Here is a 20,696-nt window from a genome sequence, read left to right as displayed (position 1 = left end):
ATGAAGAATTTCGACTACTTGCAGACATGTGAATTGATTCGTTTGCACAATCTCTGTGCCGCAGCAGAAGATAATCAGGTCAATCATCCGGACCTTAGCGCCATTAACGCCAGGCGTGCTTTGGAATATGTGGTCAAATCCATTTATGCCATGAAACAGGTGGCTTTCTCGGAACGGACATCCCTGTTTGAACTTATCGACGGTGAAGCGTTCAGGACCTTCATTAACGATGAAAAAGTAATGCGGGCCGTGCATTATGTTCGTAAAGTTGGCAATGCGGGAACCCACGAGGGCAGCGTCAGCAAAAAGGAATCCTTCTTTTGCCTGCTGAATCTTTATAATGTAGTTGCATCGGTCCTCATCAAGTTGCAAGTTGTCAAGTCCGTTGCCGTTTTTGACAAGGCTTTAATCCCGGATTCAAAGTTTGCGCCCGCAATCGAAGTTCCCAAAATAGAAGTCAAGGCTGACGATCCTCTCGTTGCAAATGTTGATAAGGAATCTGTTTCTAGCGAAGTTGCTGTTCCCGAAATGGAAATGCCTAGCGACATTTCCGAAGCCGAGACCCGCAAGCTCTACATCGACTTGATGCTCAGGGAAGCAGGCTGGAATGTGTTGGATGTAGAGGGTACCGTAAAGCCGTCTAAGGCCTGCATCGAAGTCGAAGTTGAAGGCATGCCCAATGAGCATGGCATCGGTTATGCCGATTATGTCTTGTTCGGCGCCAACGGCCTGCCCCTGGCCGTCGTAGAAGCCAAGAAGACTTCCGTATCTCCGCTGAAAGGAAAACACCAGGCAGAACTGTATGCAGACTGCCTAGAAAAACGCTACGGGGTGCGTCCGGTAATTTATTACACCAACGGTTTCGAAACCAACGTTATAGACGGCCTTGGCTATCCTCCACGCCGCCTTTATGGTTTCCATTCCGAAGACGATCTTGTTCGCCTCATACAAAAGCGTGGCCGCAAGGATATTAGCGACTTTTCCGTGAATCCGAACATTACCGACCGCCACTATCAAAAAATGGCAATCAAGTCTGTTTGCGAGTGGTACAATCAAAAGCACCGCCGCGGTCTTCTGGTAATGGCAACCGGTACCGGCAAGACACGCGTTTCCATTTCCATGGTTGACGTTCTCATGCGAAACGACTGGGTGAAGAACGTGCTGTTCTTGGCAGACCGAACTTCACTTGTTACCCAAGCCAAGAAGAATTTTGCGAAACTCTTGCCGAACGCCACCATTACCGTATTGAGCGACCAGAGCAACAAGGCCGGTATCGATCCAAACGCCCGTATCGTTTTCAGTACTTACCAGACCATGATCAACTATATCGACTCCGAAGACAAGCCGTTCTCCGTTGGCCGATTTGACCTGGTCATTATTGACGAAGCCCACCGCAGTGTCTTCGGTAAATATGGAGCCATTTTCAATTACTTTGACAGTCTGCTGCTGGGTCTTACCGCAACGCCTCGTAACGAAGTGGACAAGAGCACATACGACTTGTTTGGAATGGAAGACGGTGCGCCGAATTTCGCTTACGAACTGGAAGATGCCGTGGCCGACGGATTTCTGGTGAATTACCGGGGCTTCAAGCGCGGTTCCATGATTCTTAAAGACGGCATAAAGTACAGCAGCCTCTCTGCCCAGGAAAAGGATCAGCTGGAAAAGGTGTGGGACTATGAAGAGACCTTGCAGGAACTGAACTCCGGTGCCAATGTGCGTGGCCGAGATATTCGCAGTGACGAAATTTTCAAGTACATCTATAACGAGGATACCATTGATTTGGTTCTCCAGGACCTTATGGAAAACGGCTTGAAGGTTCAGAGCGGGGAACGCATCGGCAAGTCCATCATCTTCGCTTACAACCACAAGCACGCAGAGCTGATCGTAGAACGATTTAATTTGATGTATCCGACATACGGTTCCGAATTCTGCGCCCTTATCGACAATTACGTCACTTACTCTCAAGACCTGATCGACAAGATGGAAGTTCGCGATAAGGACCCACAGATAGCCGTATCTGTAGATATGCTGGATACCGGCATCGACATTCCCGATGTCTTGAACCTGGTGTTTTTCAAGGTTGTAAAATCCAAGATCAAGTTTATGCAGATGATTGGACGCGGCACCCGCCTTTCTCAGGACATTTTCGGACCCGGCAAGGACAAGGAATGTTTTTACATCTTTGACTGGTGCCGTAACTTTGAGTTCTTCGAAAAGAATCCCGACGGTAATGTTGTTAAGCAGAATGTATCCCTTACGGAGCATCTGTTTGGCCTCCGTGCAGAAATTGCGTTCTACCTGCAACATCAGAAGTATCAAGAAGACGAGTTCTGCAAGGAACTCCATGACGAACTGAAGACCGTCATGAAAAATCAGGTTGGCGTTCTTTCGGATAGCCACATTTCCGTTCGCCACCGTTGGGATGCCGTAAGCCATTTCAAGAACGATGAGGCTTGGGTTTGTTTGACCGCAGCCAATGTGGAGACCCTTAAGTGCGATATAGCTCCGCTACTGTCCCGCAACACCCAGGACGAGAACGCCAAGAAGTTTGATGTGCTGGTGCTCGCCATTGAACTGGGCTATGTGAACAGTGAATTTAATGCTAGCAAGCCCATTGTTCATGTACAGAAGCTGGCAGAACGCCTCATGACTAAGGCGTCCATTCCGCAAGTGGTTGCCAAAATGGACACCATCAAGGAGGTAGTAAATCCTGTCGCATGGGAAAATCTTTCCCTTTGCTGGCTGGAAAAAGTGCGTCTGGAACTTCGCGACCTCATCAAGTTCCTCGTAGGTGACGGCGGAAAAACCTTTACCCTGGATATCGGGGATGTTTTAGTCGATGACGGCGAAAGTACCGGTGTGCAGACACAGGTAACATACAAGCAGCGCGTTATGGACTACTTGGCCTCAAAGGACAATAATCCGGTCCTGCGCAAGATTTACAACTTGGAACAGCTCTCCAATGACGACATCATCGAGCTAGAGCGAGTCATGTGGAAGGAATTGGGTTCCAAGGAAGACTACGAAAAGTTTTCCGAGGGCATGGCGGGTAGCGAGAATGTTGCTATCCTTATCCGCTCGCTTATCGGTGTCGATCGAGGTGTTGCTCTAGAACGATTCAACAAGTTTTTGTCAGGCAGCCAACTCAACTCTGATCAGGAAGAATTCCTGATGGATGTCATTTCGTATGTCTGCGAGAACGGGGATATTACCACGGATATCGTTGTGAATGAAGACCCCTTCGGAGAGGTTGTCCTAGAGATTTTTGAGGACAAGATGATTCCGTTAACTCATTATGTGAATGAAGTTCACGGAGTGGTAAATCCAGGAATGCAAGGATAGAATATTTTCCCTATGAAATACGCAGTAATCACAGGCGCCAGCTCGGGCATCGGCGCGGAATTCGCAAAGGATTTGTCTGCCCGCGGTTATAGTCTTATTCTTGTAGCTCGCCGTGAGGATCGATTGCGCGCACTGGCCTCCGAATTAGGTACCCCCGCAGAAGTTTTCACTGCAGACCTTTCCAGCCAAAGCGAATGCGAACGCCTGGGAGAATTCCTGGAGAAATTCGACGTGGGCGTGTTCATCAACAACGCAGGCTTCGGCGACTGCGGCGCCTTCGCCGAAACAGACCTGAACAAGGAACTGCGCATGATCAACGTGAACGTGATTGCGCTGCATCTGCTTTCGAAATTGGCGGTCCGCATTCTGGCCAAGAACGGCGGCCACCTCTTGAACGTAGGCTCCAGCGCAGGCCTGATGCCTTCCGGCCCCTACATGGCCACCTACTACGCCACCAAGGCCTACGTGGTCAGCCTCACCCAGGCCATCGCCATGGAACTTCAGGAATCAAGGTCTAACGTATCCGCCAGCGTTCTCTGCCCGGGCCCCGTAAAGACGGAATTCAACGACGTGGCCAACGTACAGTTCGCCCTGCCGGGAATCTCCCCCAAGTTCTGCGCCAGTTACGCCCTCAAGCAGATGTTCAAGAAGAAGACCATCATCGTTCCCAGCCACTTCATGAAACTTGCCACCATAGCAGGAAAACTCCTCCCCCGCTACGTCGCCTCTAAGGTGGCCGGCACCCAGCAGAAAAAGAAGTTGGGCAAGGCATAAAACGCCAGACATCCAAAAGATTTCTAAAAAAACAAAATCCAGCCTCCCGAAGGAGACTGGATTTTTTTGGGGGTTAGGAGGATCCTTTGATTCGCTTTTTCAGCGATATTCATCTTTACAGGAAATAAGATACAAACTTTTTGGTGGGTGAGTCAGATAACAAAAAATCAAACTATTAAAAGTGTGTTAAGTGATACATTCTAGACCTTTTTTTTTTAATCAAAATGGAACGTTTAATCCCAAAAAAACATTCCACGCCGGACTATAAAAAATGGGCCGCCAGCAGTTTTACCCACCAGCGACCCGTGTTGTTACACAAGGAACTCTATTAGCGTAAAGCGGAAAGTTTAAAGCGTAAAGACATTACCCTTTATCCTTTAACCTTTATCCTATAAGCTCTTGACCTTAGCCTTTGCGTCGGCCATGGCTCTTACAACCAGGCTAGCTCCGTTAGCGCAGTCACCTACAGCGTAGATGTTGCGGGACGGATCCTGAATGATTGCAGTACGCGGAGTCAATTCAAGGCCCAGGTCCTTCACAATACCTTCAGCCGGAACGCCGGTAAAGCCCATAGCCAGAACCACCAAATCAGCGTCAATGATTTCTGTAGAATTGGGAACTTCATTAGGCTTGATGGGACGACCGTTGGGAGCCATTTCCCATTCAACCTTCACGGCTTCCACGCCAGCCACCTTGCCGTCCTTCACAATGAACTGCTTGGAAGACACATTCCAGCGACGTTCGCCACCTTCGTGGTGAGCATAGCTGGTGCGCAGCATGTACGGCCAATCCGGCCACGGAGTAGACGGGGAACGGCCTTCAGGGGGCTGAGGCATAAATTCCACCTGGAGAACGCTCTTGCAGCCTTCACGGAGGGATTTGCCCACGCAGTCGTTACCGGTGTCGCCACCGCCAATGATCAAGACCTTCTTGCCCTTGGCATTATACTTTTCACCTTCACCATGAAGGAAGTCCAGAGCCAGGTAGATACCTTCTGCATCGCGTCCAGGAATGTTCAAATCGCGAGCGTTGGGAGTACCGATAGCCAGGAACAGGTAATCGAAATTCTTGCGGATGTATTCAGCAGAAATGTCCTTGCCGATTTCGCAATTGCAGACAAACTTGATGCCAGCCTTTTCCATGAGGGCAACACGACGGTCGATGACTTCCTTTTCCAGCTTCCAGTTAGGAATGCCGTAACGGAGGAGGCCGCCAACCTTGGGCTTCTTTTCGTAGACGGTTACTGCGTAACCCTTGCGGCGGAGGCTTTCTGCAGCAAAGAGGCCTGCAGGACCAGAACCGATCACAGCCACAGTCTTGCCGTTGGGAGCAGCTTCGGGCAGTTCCACCCAGCCTTCCTTGAAGGCGGTTTCGATCATAAACTTTTCCACCTGGCGAACCATGACGGCGTCATCGTTCAATTGGCGGGTGCAACTTGCTTCGCAGAGGGCGGGGCAAACACGGCCCGTGAATTCCGGGAAGAAAGCGGTCTTGCTGATAATGTCGTAGCCCTTGCGGATGTCGCCTGCAGCTACGGCGGTATTAAATTCGGGAATCAGGTTACCCAGAGGGCAGCCTGCACCATGGCAGAAAGGGATGCCGCAATCAGCACAGCGGCCTGCCTGTGCCTTAATTTCTTCTTCTGTGAAGAGGCGTTCAACTTCCTTCAAGTCCTTAACGCGTTCTTCTACGGGGCGGTACACGTCCTGGATTCTCTGTACTAATGCCATATAATGTTCCTTATTTAGCGTAAAGCGGAAAGGTTAAAGGTTAAAGTAGTGTAAAGCGGAAAGTTCTATTTAGCGTAAAGCGGAAAGTTTAAAGGTTAAAGAAACTCCTTCAACCTTTAAACTTTATCCTATAAGCTTTAAACTACAACTTGGCAAGAGCGTTGCGGTATTCCACCGGGAAGACCTTCACGAACTTCGGACGAGAGTTGTTCCAGTCTTCGAGAATGCGCTTACCCTTTTCAGAGCCGGTAGCTTCCACATGCTGCTTGATGATGTCCAGCAATTCGGTTTCGCTTTCGGTACCCGGAAGAACGCTTTCCAAGTCAACGGAATCCACGTTGCAGCTCAAGTCGAAGTGACCGGTTTCGTCATAGACGTAAGCGAAGCCACCAGTCATACCTGCTGCGAAGTTCACGCCTACACGACCCAGCACAACCACGCGGCCACCAGTCATGTATTCGCAACCATGGTCACCCACGCCTTCGGTAACGAGAAGCATACCGGAGTTACGGATACCAAAGCGTTCGCCAGCAAGACCGTTGATGAACACCTTACCGCTAGTACCACCGTAGCCGATCACGTTACCGGCGATAACGTTGTCTTCAGCCTTGAAGGTTGCGTTCTTGGACGGGCGAACGATGATCTTACCACCGCTAAGGCCCTTGCCCATAAAGTCGTTGACTTCACCTTCGATATCGAGGGTTACACCCGGTGCGAGGAAGGCGCCAAAGCTCTGGCCAGCCACACCCTGCAGGTGAACCTTGATGGTATCTTCCGGCAGGCCCTTTGCACCAAAGTGTTCAGCCACTTCACCAGAAAGTTCAGTACCCACGGTACGGTCCACGTTGTGTATCATGGCGGAAATTTCTACCGGTTTGCCGGTCTTCAGGGTATCCTGTACGAAAGGCAGGAGTTCGCGACGGTCGAAGTTCACCAGTTCTTCAGGAACGAAGTTCGGGTCGTGTTTCTTGATCTGCTCCTTACCGTTGCCTGCATCCACAGAAGCGAAGATCTTGCTGAAGTCCAGCTTCTTTGCCTTGTAGAATTCAATTGCAGAATTCATGTCAAGGAGATCGTTACGGCCGCAGGCTTCGTCCAAGCTCTTGAGGCCAAGGCTTGCGAGAATTTCACGAACTTCGTCAGCGATGAAGAACAGGAAGTTTTCAACGTATTCCGGCTTGCCCTTGAAGTGCTTACGGAGTTCCGGATCCTGGGTTGCGAGACCCATGGGGCACTGGTTGGTATGGCACTTACGGTCCATAATACAGCCAAGGCTTGCCAACAGGTTGGTTGCAAAACCGAATTCTTCTGCACCAAGGAGGGCAGCGATCACAACGTCACGACCAGTCTTCAACTGACCATCCACCTGGAGCTTGACGCGGCCGCGGAGGTCGTTAAGAACGAGGGTCTGTTCAGCTTCGGCAATACCCAATTCCCAAGGAAGACCGGCATGCTTGATAGAAGTCAGCGGAGATGCACCGGTACCGCCATCGTGGCCGGAGATAAGGACCACGTCAGCATGAGCCTTGGCAACACCTGCAGCAACCGTACCCACACCCACTTCAGAAACCAACTTCACAGAAACGCGAGCCTTGGGGTTGGAGTTACGGAGGTCATAGATCAACTGAGCCAAGTCTTCGATAGAGTAAATATCGTGATGCGGCGGAGGAGAAATGAGGGACACATTCGGGATGGAGTGACGGATGCGAGCCACAAATTCGTTCACCTTGTGGGCAGGCAGCTGGCCACCTTCACCGGGCTTTGCACCCTGAGCCATCTTGATCTGCAAATCCTTTGCCTTGCGGAGGTAATCGATGGTCACACCGAAACGACCAGAAGCGATCTGACGGATAGCGCTGCTACGGATATCGCCGTTAGGAGCCGGAGTATCGCGATCCGGATCTTCACCACCTTCACCGCAGTTGCTCATGGCACCGTTACGGTTCATAGCAATAGCGATAGCTTCGTGAGCTTCCGGGCTCAAGGAACCAAGGCTCATTGCGCCAGCAACAAAGTGTTTGATGATAGATTCGCGGGATTCCACTTCGGAAATATCGATGGGAGTAGTTTCCTTGAACTTGAAGAGACCGCGGAGAGTTGCCAAGCGCTGTGACTGATCGTCAACGAGCTTGGAGTAAGTCTTGAACTTGGAGTAGTCACCCAGCTGAACAGCCTGACGGAATGCGCCCAGAGACTGGGGGGTCCACAAGTGCATTTCGCCATCCTTGCGGAACTTGTACTGACCACCTTCCTTCAGGATCGGGCTAGCGTCCTTCAGGGAAATGTTGTTGCGCTGTTCCACTTCCTGGGCGATTTCAGCAAGACCGATACCTTCGATGCGGCTTGCAGTACCCGGGAGGAATTTTTCGATAATTTCGTGGTTCAGACCAACAGCTTCAAAGATCTGTGCGCTACGGTAGCTACGGAGAGTTGAGATACCCATCTTGGACATGATCTTCAGAAGACCCTTGTCCACAGCCTTCACGTAGTTGGCAGCGGCGGTGACAGGACCCACATCCAGTTCGCCGGTGTGGCACATGTTGGTGATGCTCTGGAATGCCAGATACGGGTTGATGACGGTTGCGCCGTAGCCCAGGAGGAGTGCAAAGTGCATGACTTCGCGAACTTCACCGGACTGGACGATCAAACCGATTTCCGGACGGACACCTGCTTCAACCAAGGTACGGTTTACAGCTGCGGTTGCCAGGAGAGACGGCATGGGAACATAGCCCCAATCCACGTTCTTATCAGAAAGAACGATAATGTTGAAACCTTCCTGAACAGCGCGGACAGCGTCGCCAGCCAGGTTCTGCAAGGCTGCTTCAAGAACTTCGCCGTTACCACCCATGGGGAACTGCATCTTGAGCACCTTGGCCTTGAAGCTCTTATCGCCAATGTTTTCGAAGTGCTTGATTTCGTCTTCAGTAACAATGGGACGAGGAATCTTAATGAGGTGAGCCTGTTCCGGAGTTTCTTCCAGAATGTTACCATGGTTACCGATGTAAGTGGTAAGACTCATGACCAGTTCTTCACGGATCGGGTCGATAGGCGGATTGGTGACCTGAGCGAAGAGCTGCTTGAAGTAGTTGAACAGGGGCTGGGGCTTATCGGAAAGGACAGCCAGAGCAGCGTCGTTACCCATAGAACCGATAGGTTCCTGACCATTCTTGGCCATGGGCTGCAAAATGACACTCAGATCTTCGGCAGAGTAGCCGAAACGCTTCTGCTGGATCAGCAAATCATCAGGTACGTCAGACGGATTAATTTCGCTGAAGAGGCCACGGACGCTCATCTTGTTTTCAGCAACCCAACGACGGTAGGGCTTGCTACGAGCAACAAAGGCCTTCATTTCGGCATTCTTCAAGATACGATGGTTTTCGATATCCAGGTAGATAATTTCACCGGGTTTCAGACGGCCCTTTTCTTCTACTTCGTCATCGTTAATATCGAGAACGCCAGTTTCGGAAGCCATCACGAAGAGGCCATCCTTGCAGAGGGTATAACGTGCGGGACGAAGACCGTTACGGTCCAGGATTGCACCTGCGTTTACACCGTCAGAGAATGCGACTGCAGCGGGACCATCCCACGGTTCCATGAGCATGGATTCATATTCGAAGAAGCCACGGACGTCGCGGCCCATATAATGCTTAGCACCCCAAGCCTGCGGCATCATCATGAGGATAGCGTGCGGGAGGCTACGGCCTGCAGCCACCAGCAATTCAAACATGTTATCGAGGCTAGCGGAGTCACTCTGGCCGCCGGCAATCAGCGGCAAGCACTTCTGGAGATCGTCGCCAATGCGTTCGCTCTTCAGGTGGGGTTCACGAGCCTTCAGGCTGTTCAAGTTACCGCGGAGGGTATTGATTTCACCGTTGTGAGCCAGGTAGCGGAACGGATGAGCCAGAGGCCAGGTGGGGAAAGTATTGGTGGAGTAGCGCTGATGAACGAGAGCGATGGGGCTTTCGAAATCAACGTCATTCAGATCCTTATAGAAGGCTTCGATCTGAATAGCAAGGAGAAGACCCTTATAAACGATAGTCTTGCTGGAGCAGGAGCAGATGTACAGGCTTTCGCAGGCCTTTTCAATCTGACGGCGCAGCACAAAGAGCTTGATTTCAGCATTTTCCGGCTTGGAAGCGTCGAAAATGTACTGACGGATATGGGGAAGAGTTTCGCGAGCGGTACGACCAATAGCGTTGGGGTCTACCGGAACTTCACGAACATGGAGAACAGGGCAACCTTCGGCTGCAGCAAGTTCCTTAATCTTTTCGTCGTAGGAATCAGCGGCAACGGAGTTGTCTACAAAAACCATGGCCACACCGTACTTTTCAGGAAGGTCGCTGTAGATTTTCTTGAAGAACTTGTGGGGCATAGAAAGCAAAAGGCCAGCGCCATCACCCGTTTCCGGGTCGCCACCAGCCGCACCACGATGCATCAAACGCTTCAGAACAGTAATGCCCTGAAGCACAATCTGGTGCGATGCCACATTATTGATATTGGCTACGAGACCCACGCCGCAGGCGTCATGTTCGTTAGCCGGATTATAAAGAGCTTGAGCTTTCATTGTATTATTCCTTGTGTTTTATTTTTTCCGCGGCTTTATTGCAAAATGCGTGCCAAAATTTTTAAATCCCACACAAGAAACGAACAAAAATTGAAAATCTTTACATTTTTGGAAAAACCTTTAATTTTTTAATGAAATAAAAAGGTTTGCAGTCCTTTTCGCTTTAATTCCACCCCAAAGGCGATTACGCATTTTGTAAAAACACGATTTAATTTTACGTAGAATGTAAAAATCTTCTAAATTTGATCAAAAACGGCAGTAAACGCAAAACGACCAACAAGAAAAAGAGCGGGTCGAAAGTCCCGCCCCATACCAGAGAACCTAGAGCACCCCCTTTCACGGCACAGTTTATTTCATTTTCTGTAAAGACACGAATCAAAAGCTCTAAACGATTCCTTAGTTCATAAAGTACCCGTACTATCTTATATATCCTAAAAACAAGCTATTTCCGCCACTTTTTCCAAATCCGTAAAAGTTGGCACGGCTTTTGCATAATGGACGCCGAAAACAAAACAAATAGGAGTTCATTATGAGCAACCAGTATAGAATGAATGCAATTACCGAAATTGCAGAAGCACCGGCAGCAGGCATCATGGCTGCAAGCCCGGCAAACGTTGACTTTTACGGCGAGGACGTATTCAACTCCGAAGCCATGAAGGCATACCTCCCCAAGGATGTTTGCAAGAAGCTTTTCGCTACCATCGAAAATGGCGTAGCACTTGACCCCAGCATCGCTGGCGAAGTGGCTCACGCCATGAAGAAGTGGGCAATGGACCGCGGCGCAACTCACTTTACTCACTGGTTCCAGCCCCTCACCGGCTCTACCGCAGAAAAGCACGACTCCTTCCTGGAACCGGAAGGCGACAAGGCTATCATGGCCTTCTCCGGCAAGAACCTCATCGTTGGTGAACCGGACGCATCTTCCTTCCCCTCCGGCGGCATCCGCTCTACTTTCGAAGCCCGCGGCTACACCGCTTGGGACCCGACCTCTCCCGCTTTCATCAAGCGTCACGGCAACGGTGCAACCCTTTGCATTCCTACCGCATTCTGCTCCTACACTGGCGAAGCTCTCGACAAGAAGACTCCGCTTCTCCGCTCCATCCAGGCTCTCCAGAAGTCCGCTGACCGCCTCATGGGCCTCTTCGGCGTCGAAAAGCAGAAGGTCACCGTCACTCTCGGTGCAGAACAGGAATATTTCCTGGTGGACAAGAAGTTCTACCTCCAGCGTCCGGACCTTTACCAGGCTGGCCGCACCCTCTTCGGTGCTGCTTCCGCTAAGCACCAGCAGATGGAAGACCATTACTTCGGTTCTATTCCGGCTCGCATCCTGAACTTCATGCACGAAGTTGAAGATCAGCTGTGGAAGCTGGGCATCCCGGCAAAGACTCGTCATAACGAAGTGGCTCCCGCACAGTTCGAACTTGCTCCGATGTTTGAAGAAGTGAACCTGGCTTGCGACCACAACATGCAGATTATGGAAGTGCTCCGCAACGTTGCCGACAAGAACGGCCTCGTCTGCCTCCTCCACGAAAAGCCGTTTGCAGGCATCAACGGTTCCGGCAAGCACAACAACTGGTCCGTGAACTACGGTAAGACCAACCTCTTGAACCCGGGTAAGGATCCTCACCAGAACGCAATCTTCCTCACCACCCTCTGCGCCGTTGTCTATGCAGTTGACACCCACGCCGACTTGCTGAGAATGTCCGTTTCTGGCGCTGGCAACGACCATCGTCTCGGTGCCAACGAAGCTCCTCCGGCAATCATCTCCATGTACCTCGGCGACCAGCTTGCTGACGTCGTCGAACAGCTGGAAAAGGGCGAACCCAAGTCCAGCAAGCAGGGCGGTGCCATGAAGCTCGGTTCCGACATCCTGCCGCCGCTCCCCCGCGACGCTACCGACCGTAACCGTACTTCTCCGTTCGCATTCACCGGCAACAAGTTCGAATTCCGTGCACCGGGTTCCAGCCAGTCCTGCTCTGAACCCAACGTTATCCTGAACACCATCGTTGCCGAAGCATTCGACATGATCGCCGACAAGATGGAAAAGGTTTCTAAGGCCAACTTCCACAAGGAACTCCAGAAGCTCCTGCAGTCCATCATCAAGGAACACAAGCGCGTTATCTTCAACGGTAACGGCTACACCGACGAATGGGTTGCTGAAGCTGAAAAGCGCGGCCTCCCCAACATCCGCACCACCATGGAAGCACTTTCCGCTCTCACCAAGAAGGAAAACGTTGCTCTCTTCAAGAAGTACGGCGTGTTCAACAAGGTGGAACTGGAATCCCGCTACGAAGTCAACCTGGAAGACTACCACAAGCGTGTTGACATCGAAGCCAAGGTCGCTTACGACATGGCCAAGAGCATCGTCCTCCCGCAGGTCATCAAGGCTTACTCCGAAGCTCTCAAGGTCAACGAAATGGCTGTGAACCAGGGTCTGGTTTCTGTCGACGCTTACGCCAAGGAACTTGGCGAAGGCTACAAGGCCCTCGTCGAAGAAATCGCAGTCATGGAAAAGGCTATCGCCGGCAAGCATCAGCTGAAGCTGGAAGCTATGGTTTCCCTCCGCAAGGTTGTGGACAAGCTGGAAGGCATCATCAGCGACGAACAGTGGCCTCTGCCCAAGTATCGTGAAATGCTTTTTATCTATTAAGATAAAAAGCATGGCCACCCGTCGAAGGTGGGTGGCCCAATGTCACTTTATTTACTAATGAACAGCGCGAGCGAAACTGCACGCACCATTAAAAATCGAACCTCATAATGAAGGCGCGGATCGAAAGATTCGCGTTTTCTTTTTTTAACATCCCCAAAAGCAATCAACATATAAACTCTTGTTATATTTATTTTGAACTTATTAGGAGTTAAAATGAACAAGAAAATCTTCAAATTGGTTGCTTCGGCAATCGCGCTCACGTTATGCGCCTGCGGTAACGATTCCACCAGCCCGGAAGACGATCCCGCCTCCAGCACCAGCGAAATTCAGTCCTCCACAAGCAAAGATCAGCCCTCGTCCAGCTCTTCCAAGGACACTTCCAGTTCTTCTAAAGAAAAATCCAGTTCTTCAGAAAAGGTTTCCAGCTCTTCCGAAGAAACTTCCAGTTCCTCTGACGAACCGGAATCTTCCTCCAGCGAAGACATTTCATCTTCTAGCGAAGAAATTTCTTCTTCCAGCGAAGACATCAGCTCTTCCAGCGAACAGCCTTTTGAAACAGGCGTCTTGATCGATACCCGCGATAATCAGACATACAAGACGGTTAAAATCGGGACCACCAACTGGATGGCCCAGAACCTGAATTACAATTTCAACGACAATTACGGCAACTCCTGTCCCAACAATGACGAAGAGAATTGCGCTAAATTCGGACGTTTCTACTCTCTGGGCACGGCCATGGACTCTTCGGCCGTCTTCAGTTCCAACGGAAGAAGATGCGGCACCGACAACTACTGCGAGGCCCAGGGTGCCATTCGCGGCATCTGCCCCAAAGGTTGGCGTTTGCCTAACAAGAACGACTTCGCCGAATTGATTGAAATCGCCGGCGGCGCAAATCAGGCCGGAATGAACCTGAAGGCAACAACCAGCTGGACACCCGACGACAATGCCTCCCCCGCCACAGACCTCCTGGGATTTTCCATGTTCGCCACAGGTTTGGCAGACCCCTACCATTACGACCACGACGCCAAGGAATTCCGCACACGTTATTACGACCAGGGAATAAAGGGAGTCATTCTTTCTAGCGATTACGAAGACAACCACGAGTTAACTGTTCTCCTTCTGCAAAACGATTCCGACAAGGCAAGCATCATCAGTCAGGATCGAGAAATCTGGACACCCGTACGCTGCGTCGAAAGCAAGGAAACCGATCAGTACTTCGACATTCCCGACCCATTCGCAGACGAGCCCTAACATTTTCGGGTCCATACAACTCAGAAATCTTTCAAAAAAAAGTAATCCTCAGCCCTTTCGGACTGAGGATTTTTCGCATCAGCAGATGGTGGTTTTAGGAGGGGGGTTAGTCCACCTGCAGAATGCTAAAGCCAAGCTTCACGTTTTCGGATGCAGAGCTGTTTCTATAGCGGGTAATGACCACCTCGATTTCGCCAGAGTTGGGAGCAACAAAATCAACCAACTCAAAGGGATTGTACGACGAAGCAGACGAAGCGATGATTGTCCCATTCTGCCTGACCACCAGGTCAATATCCTGAGGGAGTCTCTGATTATTCATCACGTACTCACCCGAAGACAGCCATGAAATAGCGGCACGGTAACGCTTGCCCTTCTGAATATTAGATTCAGTAAAACTGATTCTTCCATTTTTGTCAAAATTGGTGTTGTTCGCGCCATACCAGTACCGATTCTTGAACAAGGGAGAAGTAGTCAGCCTGTCAAGCATGGGAATGCCAGCCTTGAATGTTCTGATGCCATCATAATCATAGTCCGTATTGCCCACATCACGAGTACTTCCCACCAACATTACCGCCTTCAGCATTTCAGGATGCCATTTCAAAGACGGGTACTTAGACAACAGGAGTGCAGCCATGCCTGCCGTATAAGGGGTTGCAGCACTGGTTCCATTGAATCGGCCATTGTAAGATCCATTCTCGTCACTGTAATGAAGATCCCTGCGGAAATAGAAGTTGGTAAAGTTGGCCACTTCAGGCTTATCATTATGGGCATATCCATTTCTAGAGGAAGAATAGACCATGTACTTGTAATCGATGGGAGAAACGGCTCCAACAGCCACAGCATTCATAGATCTTGCAGGAGTCGACACATAGGAATAGCGGTAATCGTTTCCTGCAGCAACGAACTGGGCTACACCATATTCATAGATGTAGTTATCCATGATGGCGTCAGCGGAGCAATAATAGGGGTAATCGTACACATAGCCCCAAGACTGGGAACCGATATAAATAGGTACAGGATACTTATCGGGATCCTCGGGATAAATAACCTCAGCAGATCCATAAATGTGAGATTCGCCGGTAGAAGACTGCAGAACACGGGCCACACCAATTGCATGGCTAGAAACGCCGTTGGGGCAGTTATTCATCTGCGTAAAGTAATTGTGGTTTACATAGTTATCGGGAACGCAACCACCTTCGCTATAGTAAATACCCACACCCTGGCCATAGTAGCCCTTATTCCAGGCGTAAGTATCAATACCAGACTTAGTGCGGATATAGAAGTCTTCCAGATAGGTGTCTTCGCCAAAATCGAGACCATCATACTTCACGCCTTTATATTCGGAAACATAAACGTTCTCGTTCGAAGAAATTTCCTGTTCAATTTCACTTGCAGTCATGTACTCTACACGAGGGGCCTTAAACTTCCTTCTGTTCTTGCGAAGTTTCTTGCGACTGTTGTCAGCCTTTTTCTGGAACTGCGATTCGGACATTTTTACGCCGTTCAGTTCGTAGTTCTTGGAATCGGCAGAGGCGCTGTAATCAAAAGAACCCGATTCAGTTTCAAGGCTGGCATGTTCAACCATGACATCGTTGACCAAAACCTTCATTTTCTGCTGAGAAGCCACGTCGACTTCATAGGTGAGCGTGCTATTGCGGCTGCGGCCCAAAAGGTCAGATTTCACAGAAACCTTCTTAACCTTTTTAGAAGCCTTCTGGGTATCCACGAATTTCTTCACGCTCTCTCCCATGCGGGAAGGACGTTCCAAAGAAACGCGATCAACCTTTTCGTCAACAGGTTTTTCGTAAAGCAGCTGGGCCCAGGAGGCAACACCACCTGCCAGGACCAAAGCCGTAATCATCTTATTGTTCATCATTAACATCTCCTGCGCTTATACAAACTAGCGCAGAAAGGCAATTTATCAAAAATTAAACATATAACGTAAGATTTCAAAAATAATTTGCATTACAAAATCATTACGGAAAAATTACCGCTCACTAAGGTATAGCAGACGTATAAACAAGTGCCATATACACGCAGTACGAGCACAACACCAATTCTCAACACCCTCGAAAATCAGCTTTCCAAAACAGGACCGTTTTGACTTGCAAACGGGGGATTATACCACCAGTCATTATTATACAAAAACTGTAAAACACAGACTTAATTTTTCGTTTTTTGTAAAGTTAAGCTTTTACAATTCCTGCTTTAAACCCCAAAATATGCAGTTACTCTTCCTTGGCACACTTATTGCGTATATAGGCGTTGAAATTACACAAAGTGTAAACACAAGGGACGTGATGCTGGGCCTAGAACAGCACACGAAAAAGGTTTTATTATGGCATTGCAGTACAATTACAACGGAAAGACGAAATTCATTATCGTGACCGGGGGTGTCATCTCCGGACTTGGCAAAGGGGTAGCGGCAGCGTCCATCGGGGCGCTGCTTTCTGCTAGAATGAAGGTGGTTCCCGTAAAATGTGACGGCTACCTGAATACAGACCCGGGTACCATGAACCCCACCGAACACGGCGAAGTTTTCGTGTTGGACGACGGTGGCGAGTGCGATATGGACTTCGGCCACTACGAACGCTTTTTGAACGTGACCGCCAAGAAGGACTGGAGCCTCACCATGGGCCGCATCTTCAAGATGATTCTCGACAAGGAACGTCGCGGCGATTACCTGGGACATACCGTCCAGTTCATCCCCCACGTTACCGATCTGATCAAGGAACAGTTCTACCGCATCGCCGACCAGGAAAAGGCAGACGTTCTCTTGATTGAAATCGGCGGTACCGTCGGTGACTTGGAAAATCAGTTCTACATCGAAGCCGCCCGTCAGCTGAGCCACGACGTGGGCCGCACCAACGCCATGTTCGTACACCTGACTTACGTGCCTATTCCTTCTGGCGTTAACGAACAGAAGTCCAAGCCCACCCAGATGTCCGTCCATGACTTGAACCGCCTGGGTATCTATCCGGAAATCGTTATCGGCCGTTGCGAAGAATATATCAAGCCCCATCTGAAAGAAAAGATCGGTCTGTTCTGCAACCTGCCTGCAGACCACGTGATTTCTGGTGTGGACGTACAGCACGTTTACGAATGTCCGCTGGTTTATGACGCCGAAGGCATTCCCGAAATTCTCGCCAAGCGCCTGAACATTTACGCCCCGCCCAAACTGGATCAGTGGAGCAAGCTGGTGGAATCCCTGAAGCGCAATTCCGTAACGCCCCGCAAGACTTTGACGGTCGCCATCTGCGGTAAGTACATGGCTCTGGAAGATTCCTACGCTTCTGTGGTGGAATCCATCCGTCACGCTTCCGCTCACCTGGACCTGCGCGCAGACATCCGCTGGGTGGACACAGAAAAGATTGAAACAGGTGCCGTTTCCGTAGAATCCGCATTGAAAGGCGTCGACGCCGTTATCGTTCCCGGTGGCTTCGGCAGCCGCGGTATCGAAGGCAAGATCATGGTCATCCAATATGTCCGCGAAAACAAGATTCCCTTCCTGGGCATTTGCTACGGCATGCAGCTTTCCGTGGTGGAATTTGCACGCCACGTCTGCGGCATGAAGGGAGCCGGCACCGTGGAAATGGAAAGCGACACCTACCACGTGGAACATCCGGTTATCGCCTACCTGCCCGGCCAGGAACATATCAAGGATATGGGAGCCACCATGCGTCTGGGCGGTCACGACATCCTGATCAAGGAAGGCAGCAAGGCTCAAGAAATTTATGGTTCCAACGTCGCCCGCGAACGTTTCCGCCACCGCTACGAAGTGAACCCGCAGTATGTTCAGCAGATTGAACAGGGCGACCCCACTGGCGCAAACCCGCAGAAGCTTATCTTCTCAGGAAAGGCTTCCGGCGAAGACATCATGCAGATCATGGAACTGACAGACCACCCCTACTTCATGGCTTGCCAGTGCCACCCTGAACTGAAGTCTTCCCTGATTCATCCGGCCCCGCTGTTCCTGAACTTGCTGAAGGCCGCAGACGAACGCACGTAACACACTGACGTTCAATAAGTTACGCCAATAACGTAAAGATACCGCAGGTTTACCCCCCAAGTCTGCGGTACTTTTTTGATGTCCCCATATTCCAAAAAGGCCTTTCATTTTTTGTAATTAAAGCTATATTTATACAAGTTTAACCCTTGTGAAATAAGCGATTGGCTAAAATGGCAAAAAATGTAAAGATGATGAAGCGAACTGGCACCCACGGTGCTGCTTCCGCCATTCATTGTTCCGCCGTTGCTATTTCCATTATTTCCAAGACTGTTGATTTTATTAGTGCCGGACTTGTTAGTTCGGCGTTTTATTTATCCTCGCCCCGTGTCATCTTGATCGGCTCCCACCGCGTCATCCTGAGCGGAGCGAAGGATCCGGCATTTATTAGTTAAATCAAACGGAGATAAAAAATGAAGATCGAAGGTATCGATAAGGTTCTCATCATCGGCTCTGGTCCTATTGTCATTGGCCAGGCTTGCGAATTCGACTACTCTGGCACCCAGGCCTGTAAGGCACTGCGCGAACAGGGTTACAAGATCGTGCTGGTGAACTCTAACCCGGCAACCATCATGACCGACCCGGTCATGGCCGATGCAACTTACATCGAACCGCTGAACCTCGAACGCTTGGAACAGATCATTGCCAAGGAACGTCCCCAGGCATTGCTCCCGAACCTCGGCGGTCAGACTGGCTTGAACCTGTCTTCTGCCCTGAACAAGGCTGGCATTCTGGACAAGTACGGCATGAAGGTCATTGGCGTGAACCTGGACGCTATCGAACGCGGCGAAGACCGTGAAATCTTCAAGGCTACCATGCAGCAGCTGGGCATCGACACCCCGCGCTCCGGCATTTGCCACTCTGTTGAAGAAGCCGAAAAGATCGTTGCTGAAATCGGCTACCCCGTTGTGGTTCGTCCGGCATACACCATGGGTGGTGCTGGTGGCGGCTTCTGCTACAACGTTGAAGAACTCCGTACCATTTGCGGTAACGGTCTTGAACTTTCCATGACTCACCAGTGCCTCATCGAAGAATCCATTCTCGGTTGGGAAGAACTGGAAGTTGAAGTGGTTCGCGACTCCAAGAACCAGATGATCGCTATCTGCTTCATCGAAAACATTGACCCGGTGGGCGTTCATACTGGCGACTCCTTCTGCGCAGCCCCGTTCCTCACCATCGACAAGAAGCTCGAAGAAAAGCTGAAGACCGACGCCTTCAAGATTGTTGAAGCTATCGGCGTGATTGGCGGTACCAACGTTCAGTTCGCACACGACCCGAAGACTGGCCGCGTGGTGATTATCGAAATCAACCCCCGTACCTCCCGTTCTTCCGCTCTTGCTTCCAAGGCAACCGGTTTCCCCATCGCTCTGGTTTCTGCAAAGCTCGCTGCTGGCATGACTCTGGACCAGATGGACTACTGGCGCGACGGCACCCTCGAAAAGTATACTCCCAGCGGTGACTACGTTGTGCTGAAGTTTGCTCGCTGGGCATTCGAAAAGTTCCGCGGCGTTGATGACTGCCTCGGCACCCAGATGAAGGCTGTGGGCGAAGTCATGGCAATCGGTAAGACCTATAAGGAAACCCTCCAGAAGGCAATCCGCGGTCTGGAAAACGGCCGTGCAGGTCTTGGCTTTGCTAAGGACTTTAACAAGAAGACCAAGGAAGAACTTCTCGACATGATGAAGACCGCTTCTTCTGAACGTCACTTCCAGATGTACGAAGCCATCCGTAAGGGTGCAACTGACGAAGAAGTTTTCGCAGCTACTTACGAAAAGGCTTACTTCGTGCAGCAGATGCGCGAACTGGTTGAACTTGAAGAAAAGATGCTCAAGACTCCGGGTCGCATGCCTTCTGACGAACTCCTGATCCAGGCCAAGAAGGACGGCTTCGGCGATAAGTACATCGCAAAGATCCTCGGCATCCGTGAAAAGGACGTTCGTGCAAAGCGTATCGAACTTGGCATGGTTGAAGGCTGGTGCGCAGTGCCTGTTAGCGGCGTGAAGGACCAGTACTACTACTACTCTACCTACAACTGCAAGGACGAATCTACCGCCACCAACAACCCGAAGAAGATCATGATCCTGGGCGGTGGCCCGAACAGAATCGGTCAGGGTATCGAATTCGACTATTGCTGCTGCCACGCTGCAATGGCTCTCCGCGAAATGGGTTACGAAACCATCATGGTGAACTGCAACCCGGAAACCGTTTCTACCGACTACGATACTTCCGACAAGCTGTACTTCGAACCGGTTACCCTCGAAGACGTTCTCCAGATTTACAAGAAGGAACAGCCCGCTGGCGTTATCGTGCAGTTCGGTGGCCAGACTCCGCTGAACATCGCCCGCGCACTCAGCGACGAAGGCGTGAAGATTCTCGGTA

10 protein-coding genes are annotated in these 20,696 nt (G+C 50.5%); 7 read left to right on the top strand and 3 right to left on the bottom strand.

Annotated elements, in window-relative coordinates:
- Entirely contained in the window at positions 1–3,342 is a 3,342-nt protein-coding gene (locus B7992_RS01230; RefSeq protein ID WP_088665421.1) for a DEAD/DEAH box helicase family protein, read from the top strand.
- A 12-nt stretch (positions 3,343–3,354) separates the two neighbouring features.
- Entirely contained in the window at positions 3,355–4,116 is a 762-nt protein-coding gene (locus B7992_RS01225) for an SDR family oxidoreductase (RefSeq protein ID WP_088665420.1), read from the top strand.
- A 389-nt stretch (positions 4,117–4,505) separates the two neighbouring features.
- Here the strand turns inward: B7992_RS01225 and B7992_RS01220 are convergent, their stop codons facing one another.
- A complete protein-coding gene (locus B7992_RS01220; RefSeq protein WP_088665419.1) occupies positions 4,506–5,846 on the bottom strand; it encodes a glutamate synthase subunit beta in 1,341 nt (446 codons plus the stop codon).
- Between the two features lie 142 nt (positions 5,847–5,988).
- Positions 5,989–10,410: a glutamate synthase large subunit gene (gene gltB / locus B7992_RS01215; protein WP_088665418.1), complete on the bottom strand. Its 4,422-nt coding sequence runs from the start codon at positions 10,408–10,410 to the stop codon at positions 5,989–5,991.
- 592 nt (positions 10,411–11,002) lie between these two features.
- Here gltB and B7992_RS01210 point away from each other — a divergent pair.
- Together B7992_RS01210 and B7992_RS01205 are read left to right on the top strand one after the other, a co-directional pair.
- Positions 11,003–13,060, top strand: coding sequence for a glutamine synthetase III (locus B7992_RS01210; RefSeq protein ID WP_369680971.1), 2,058 nt, complete (start codon positions 11,003–11,005; stop codon positions 13,058–13,060).
- Between the two features lie 213 nt (positions 13,061–13,273).
- Complete coding sequence (locus B7992_RS01205; protein ID WP_073156564.1) at positions 13,274–14,311, top strand: FISUMP domain-containing protein; 1,038 nt, start codon at positions 13,274–13,276, stop codon at positions 14,309–14,311.
- Positions 14,312–14,417: 106 nt separating this feature from the next.
- On the opposite strand, the gene B7992_RS01200 is transcribed toward B7992_RS01205, so the two are convergent.
- Positions 14,418–16,187, bottom strand: a complete 1,770-nt coding sequence (locus B7992_RS01200) for a S8 family serine peptidase (RefSeq protein WP_176421814.1) — start codon at positions 16,185–16,187, stop codon at positions 14,418–14,420.
- Between the two features lie 462 nt (positions 16,188–16,649).
- Here B7992_RS01200 and pyrG point away from each other — a divergent pair, with 462 nt between their 5' ends.
- The 3 genes from pyrG to carB all read left to right on the top strand — a co-directional run.
- A complete protein-coding gene (pyrG, locus tag B7992_RS01195; protein ID WP_073156558.1) occupies positions 16,650–18,320 on the top strand; it encodes a glutamine hydrolyzing CTP synthase in 1,671 nt (556 codons plus the stop codon).
- Between the two features lie 170 nt (positions 18,321–18,490).
- The gene (locus tag B7992_RS01190; protein WP_073156554.1) at positions 18,491–18,712 is read left to right on the top strand and encodes a hypothetical protein; all 222 of its coding nucleotides are present in this window, start codon (positions 18,491–18,493) and stop codon (positions 18,710–18,712) included.
- Between the two features lie 18 nt (positions 18,713–18,730).
- On the top strand, positions 18,731–20,696 hold a 1,966-nt coding region (carB, locus tag B7992_RS01185), incomplete at its 3' end, for a carbamoyl-phosphate synthase large subunit (protein ID WP_088665415.1).

The sequence above is a fragment of the Fibrobacter sp. UWH1 genome (assembly GCF_002210365.1).
In the GTDB taxonomy this organism is placed as follows: domain Bacteria; phylum Fibrobacterota; class Fibrobacteria; order Fibrobacterales; family Fibrobacteraceae; genus Fibrobacter.
The sequence above is the reverse complement of the archived record's forward strand: the minus strand, read 5'-3'. Positions and strand labels throughout refer to the sequence as shown.

Excerpts from the sequence above, each read along its gene's own strand:
- B7992_RS01230 (WP_088665421.1), top strand. The coding sequence starts at position 1 with ATGAAGAATTTCGACTACTTGCAGACATGTGAATTGATTCGTTTGCAC.
- B7992_RS01225 (WP_088665420.1), top strand. The coding sequence starts at position 3,355 with ATGAAATACGCAGTAATCACAGGCGCCAGCTCGGGCATCGGCGCGGAA.
- B7992_RS01220 (WP_088665419.1), bottom strand. The coding sequence starts at position 5,846 with ATGGCATTAGTACAGAGAATCCAGGACGTGTACCGCCCCGTAGAAGAA.
- gltB (WP_088665418.1), bottom strand. The coding sequence starts at position 10,410 with ATGAAAGCTCAAGCTCTTTATAATCCGGCTAACGAACATGACGCCTGC.
- B7992_RS01210 (WP_369680971.1), top strand. The coding sequence starts at position 11,003 with ATGGCTGCAAGCCCGGCAAACGTTGACTTTTACGGCGAGGACGTATTC.
- B7992_RS01205 (WP_073156564.1), top strand. The coding sequence starts at position 13,274 with ATGAACAAGAAAATCTTCAAATTGGTTGCTTCGGCAATCGCGCTCACG.
- B7992_RS01200 (WP_176421814.1), bottom strand. The coding sequence starts at position 16,187 with ATGATGAACAATAAGATGATTACGGCTTTGGTCCTGGCAGGTGGTGTT.
- pyrG (WP_073156558.1), top strand. The coding sequence starts at position 16,650 with ATGGCATTGCAGTACAATTACAACGGAAAGACGAAATTCATTATCGTG.
- B7992_RS01190 (WP_073156554.1), top strand. The coding sequence starts at position 18,491 with ATGGCAAAAAATGTAAAGATGATGAAGCGAACTGGCACCCACGGTGCT.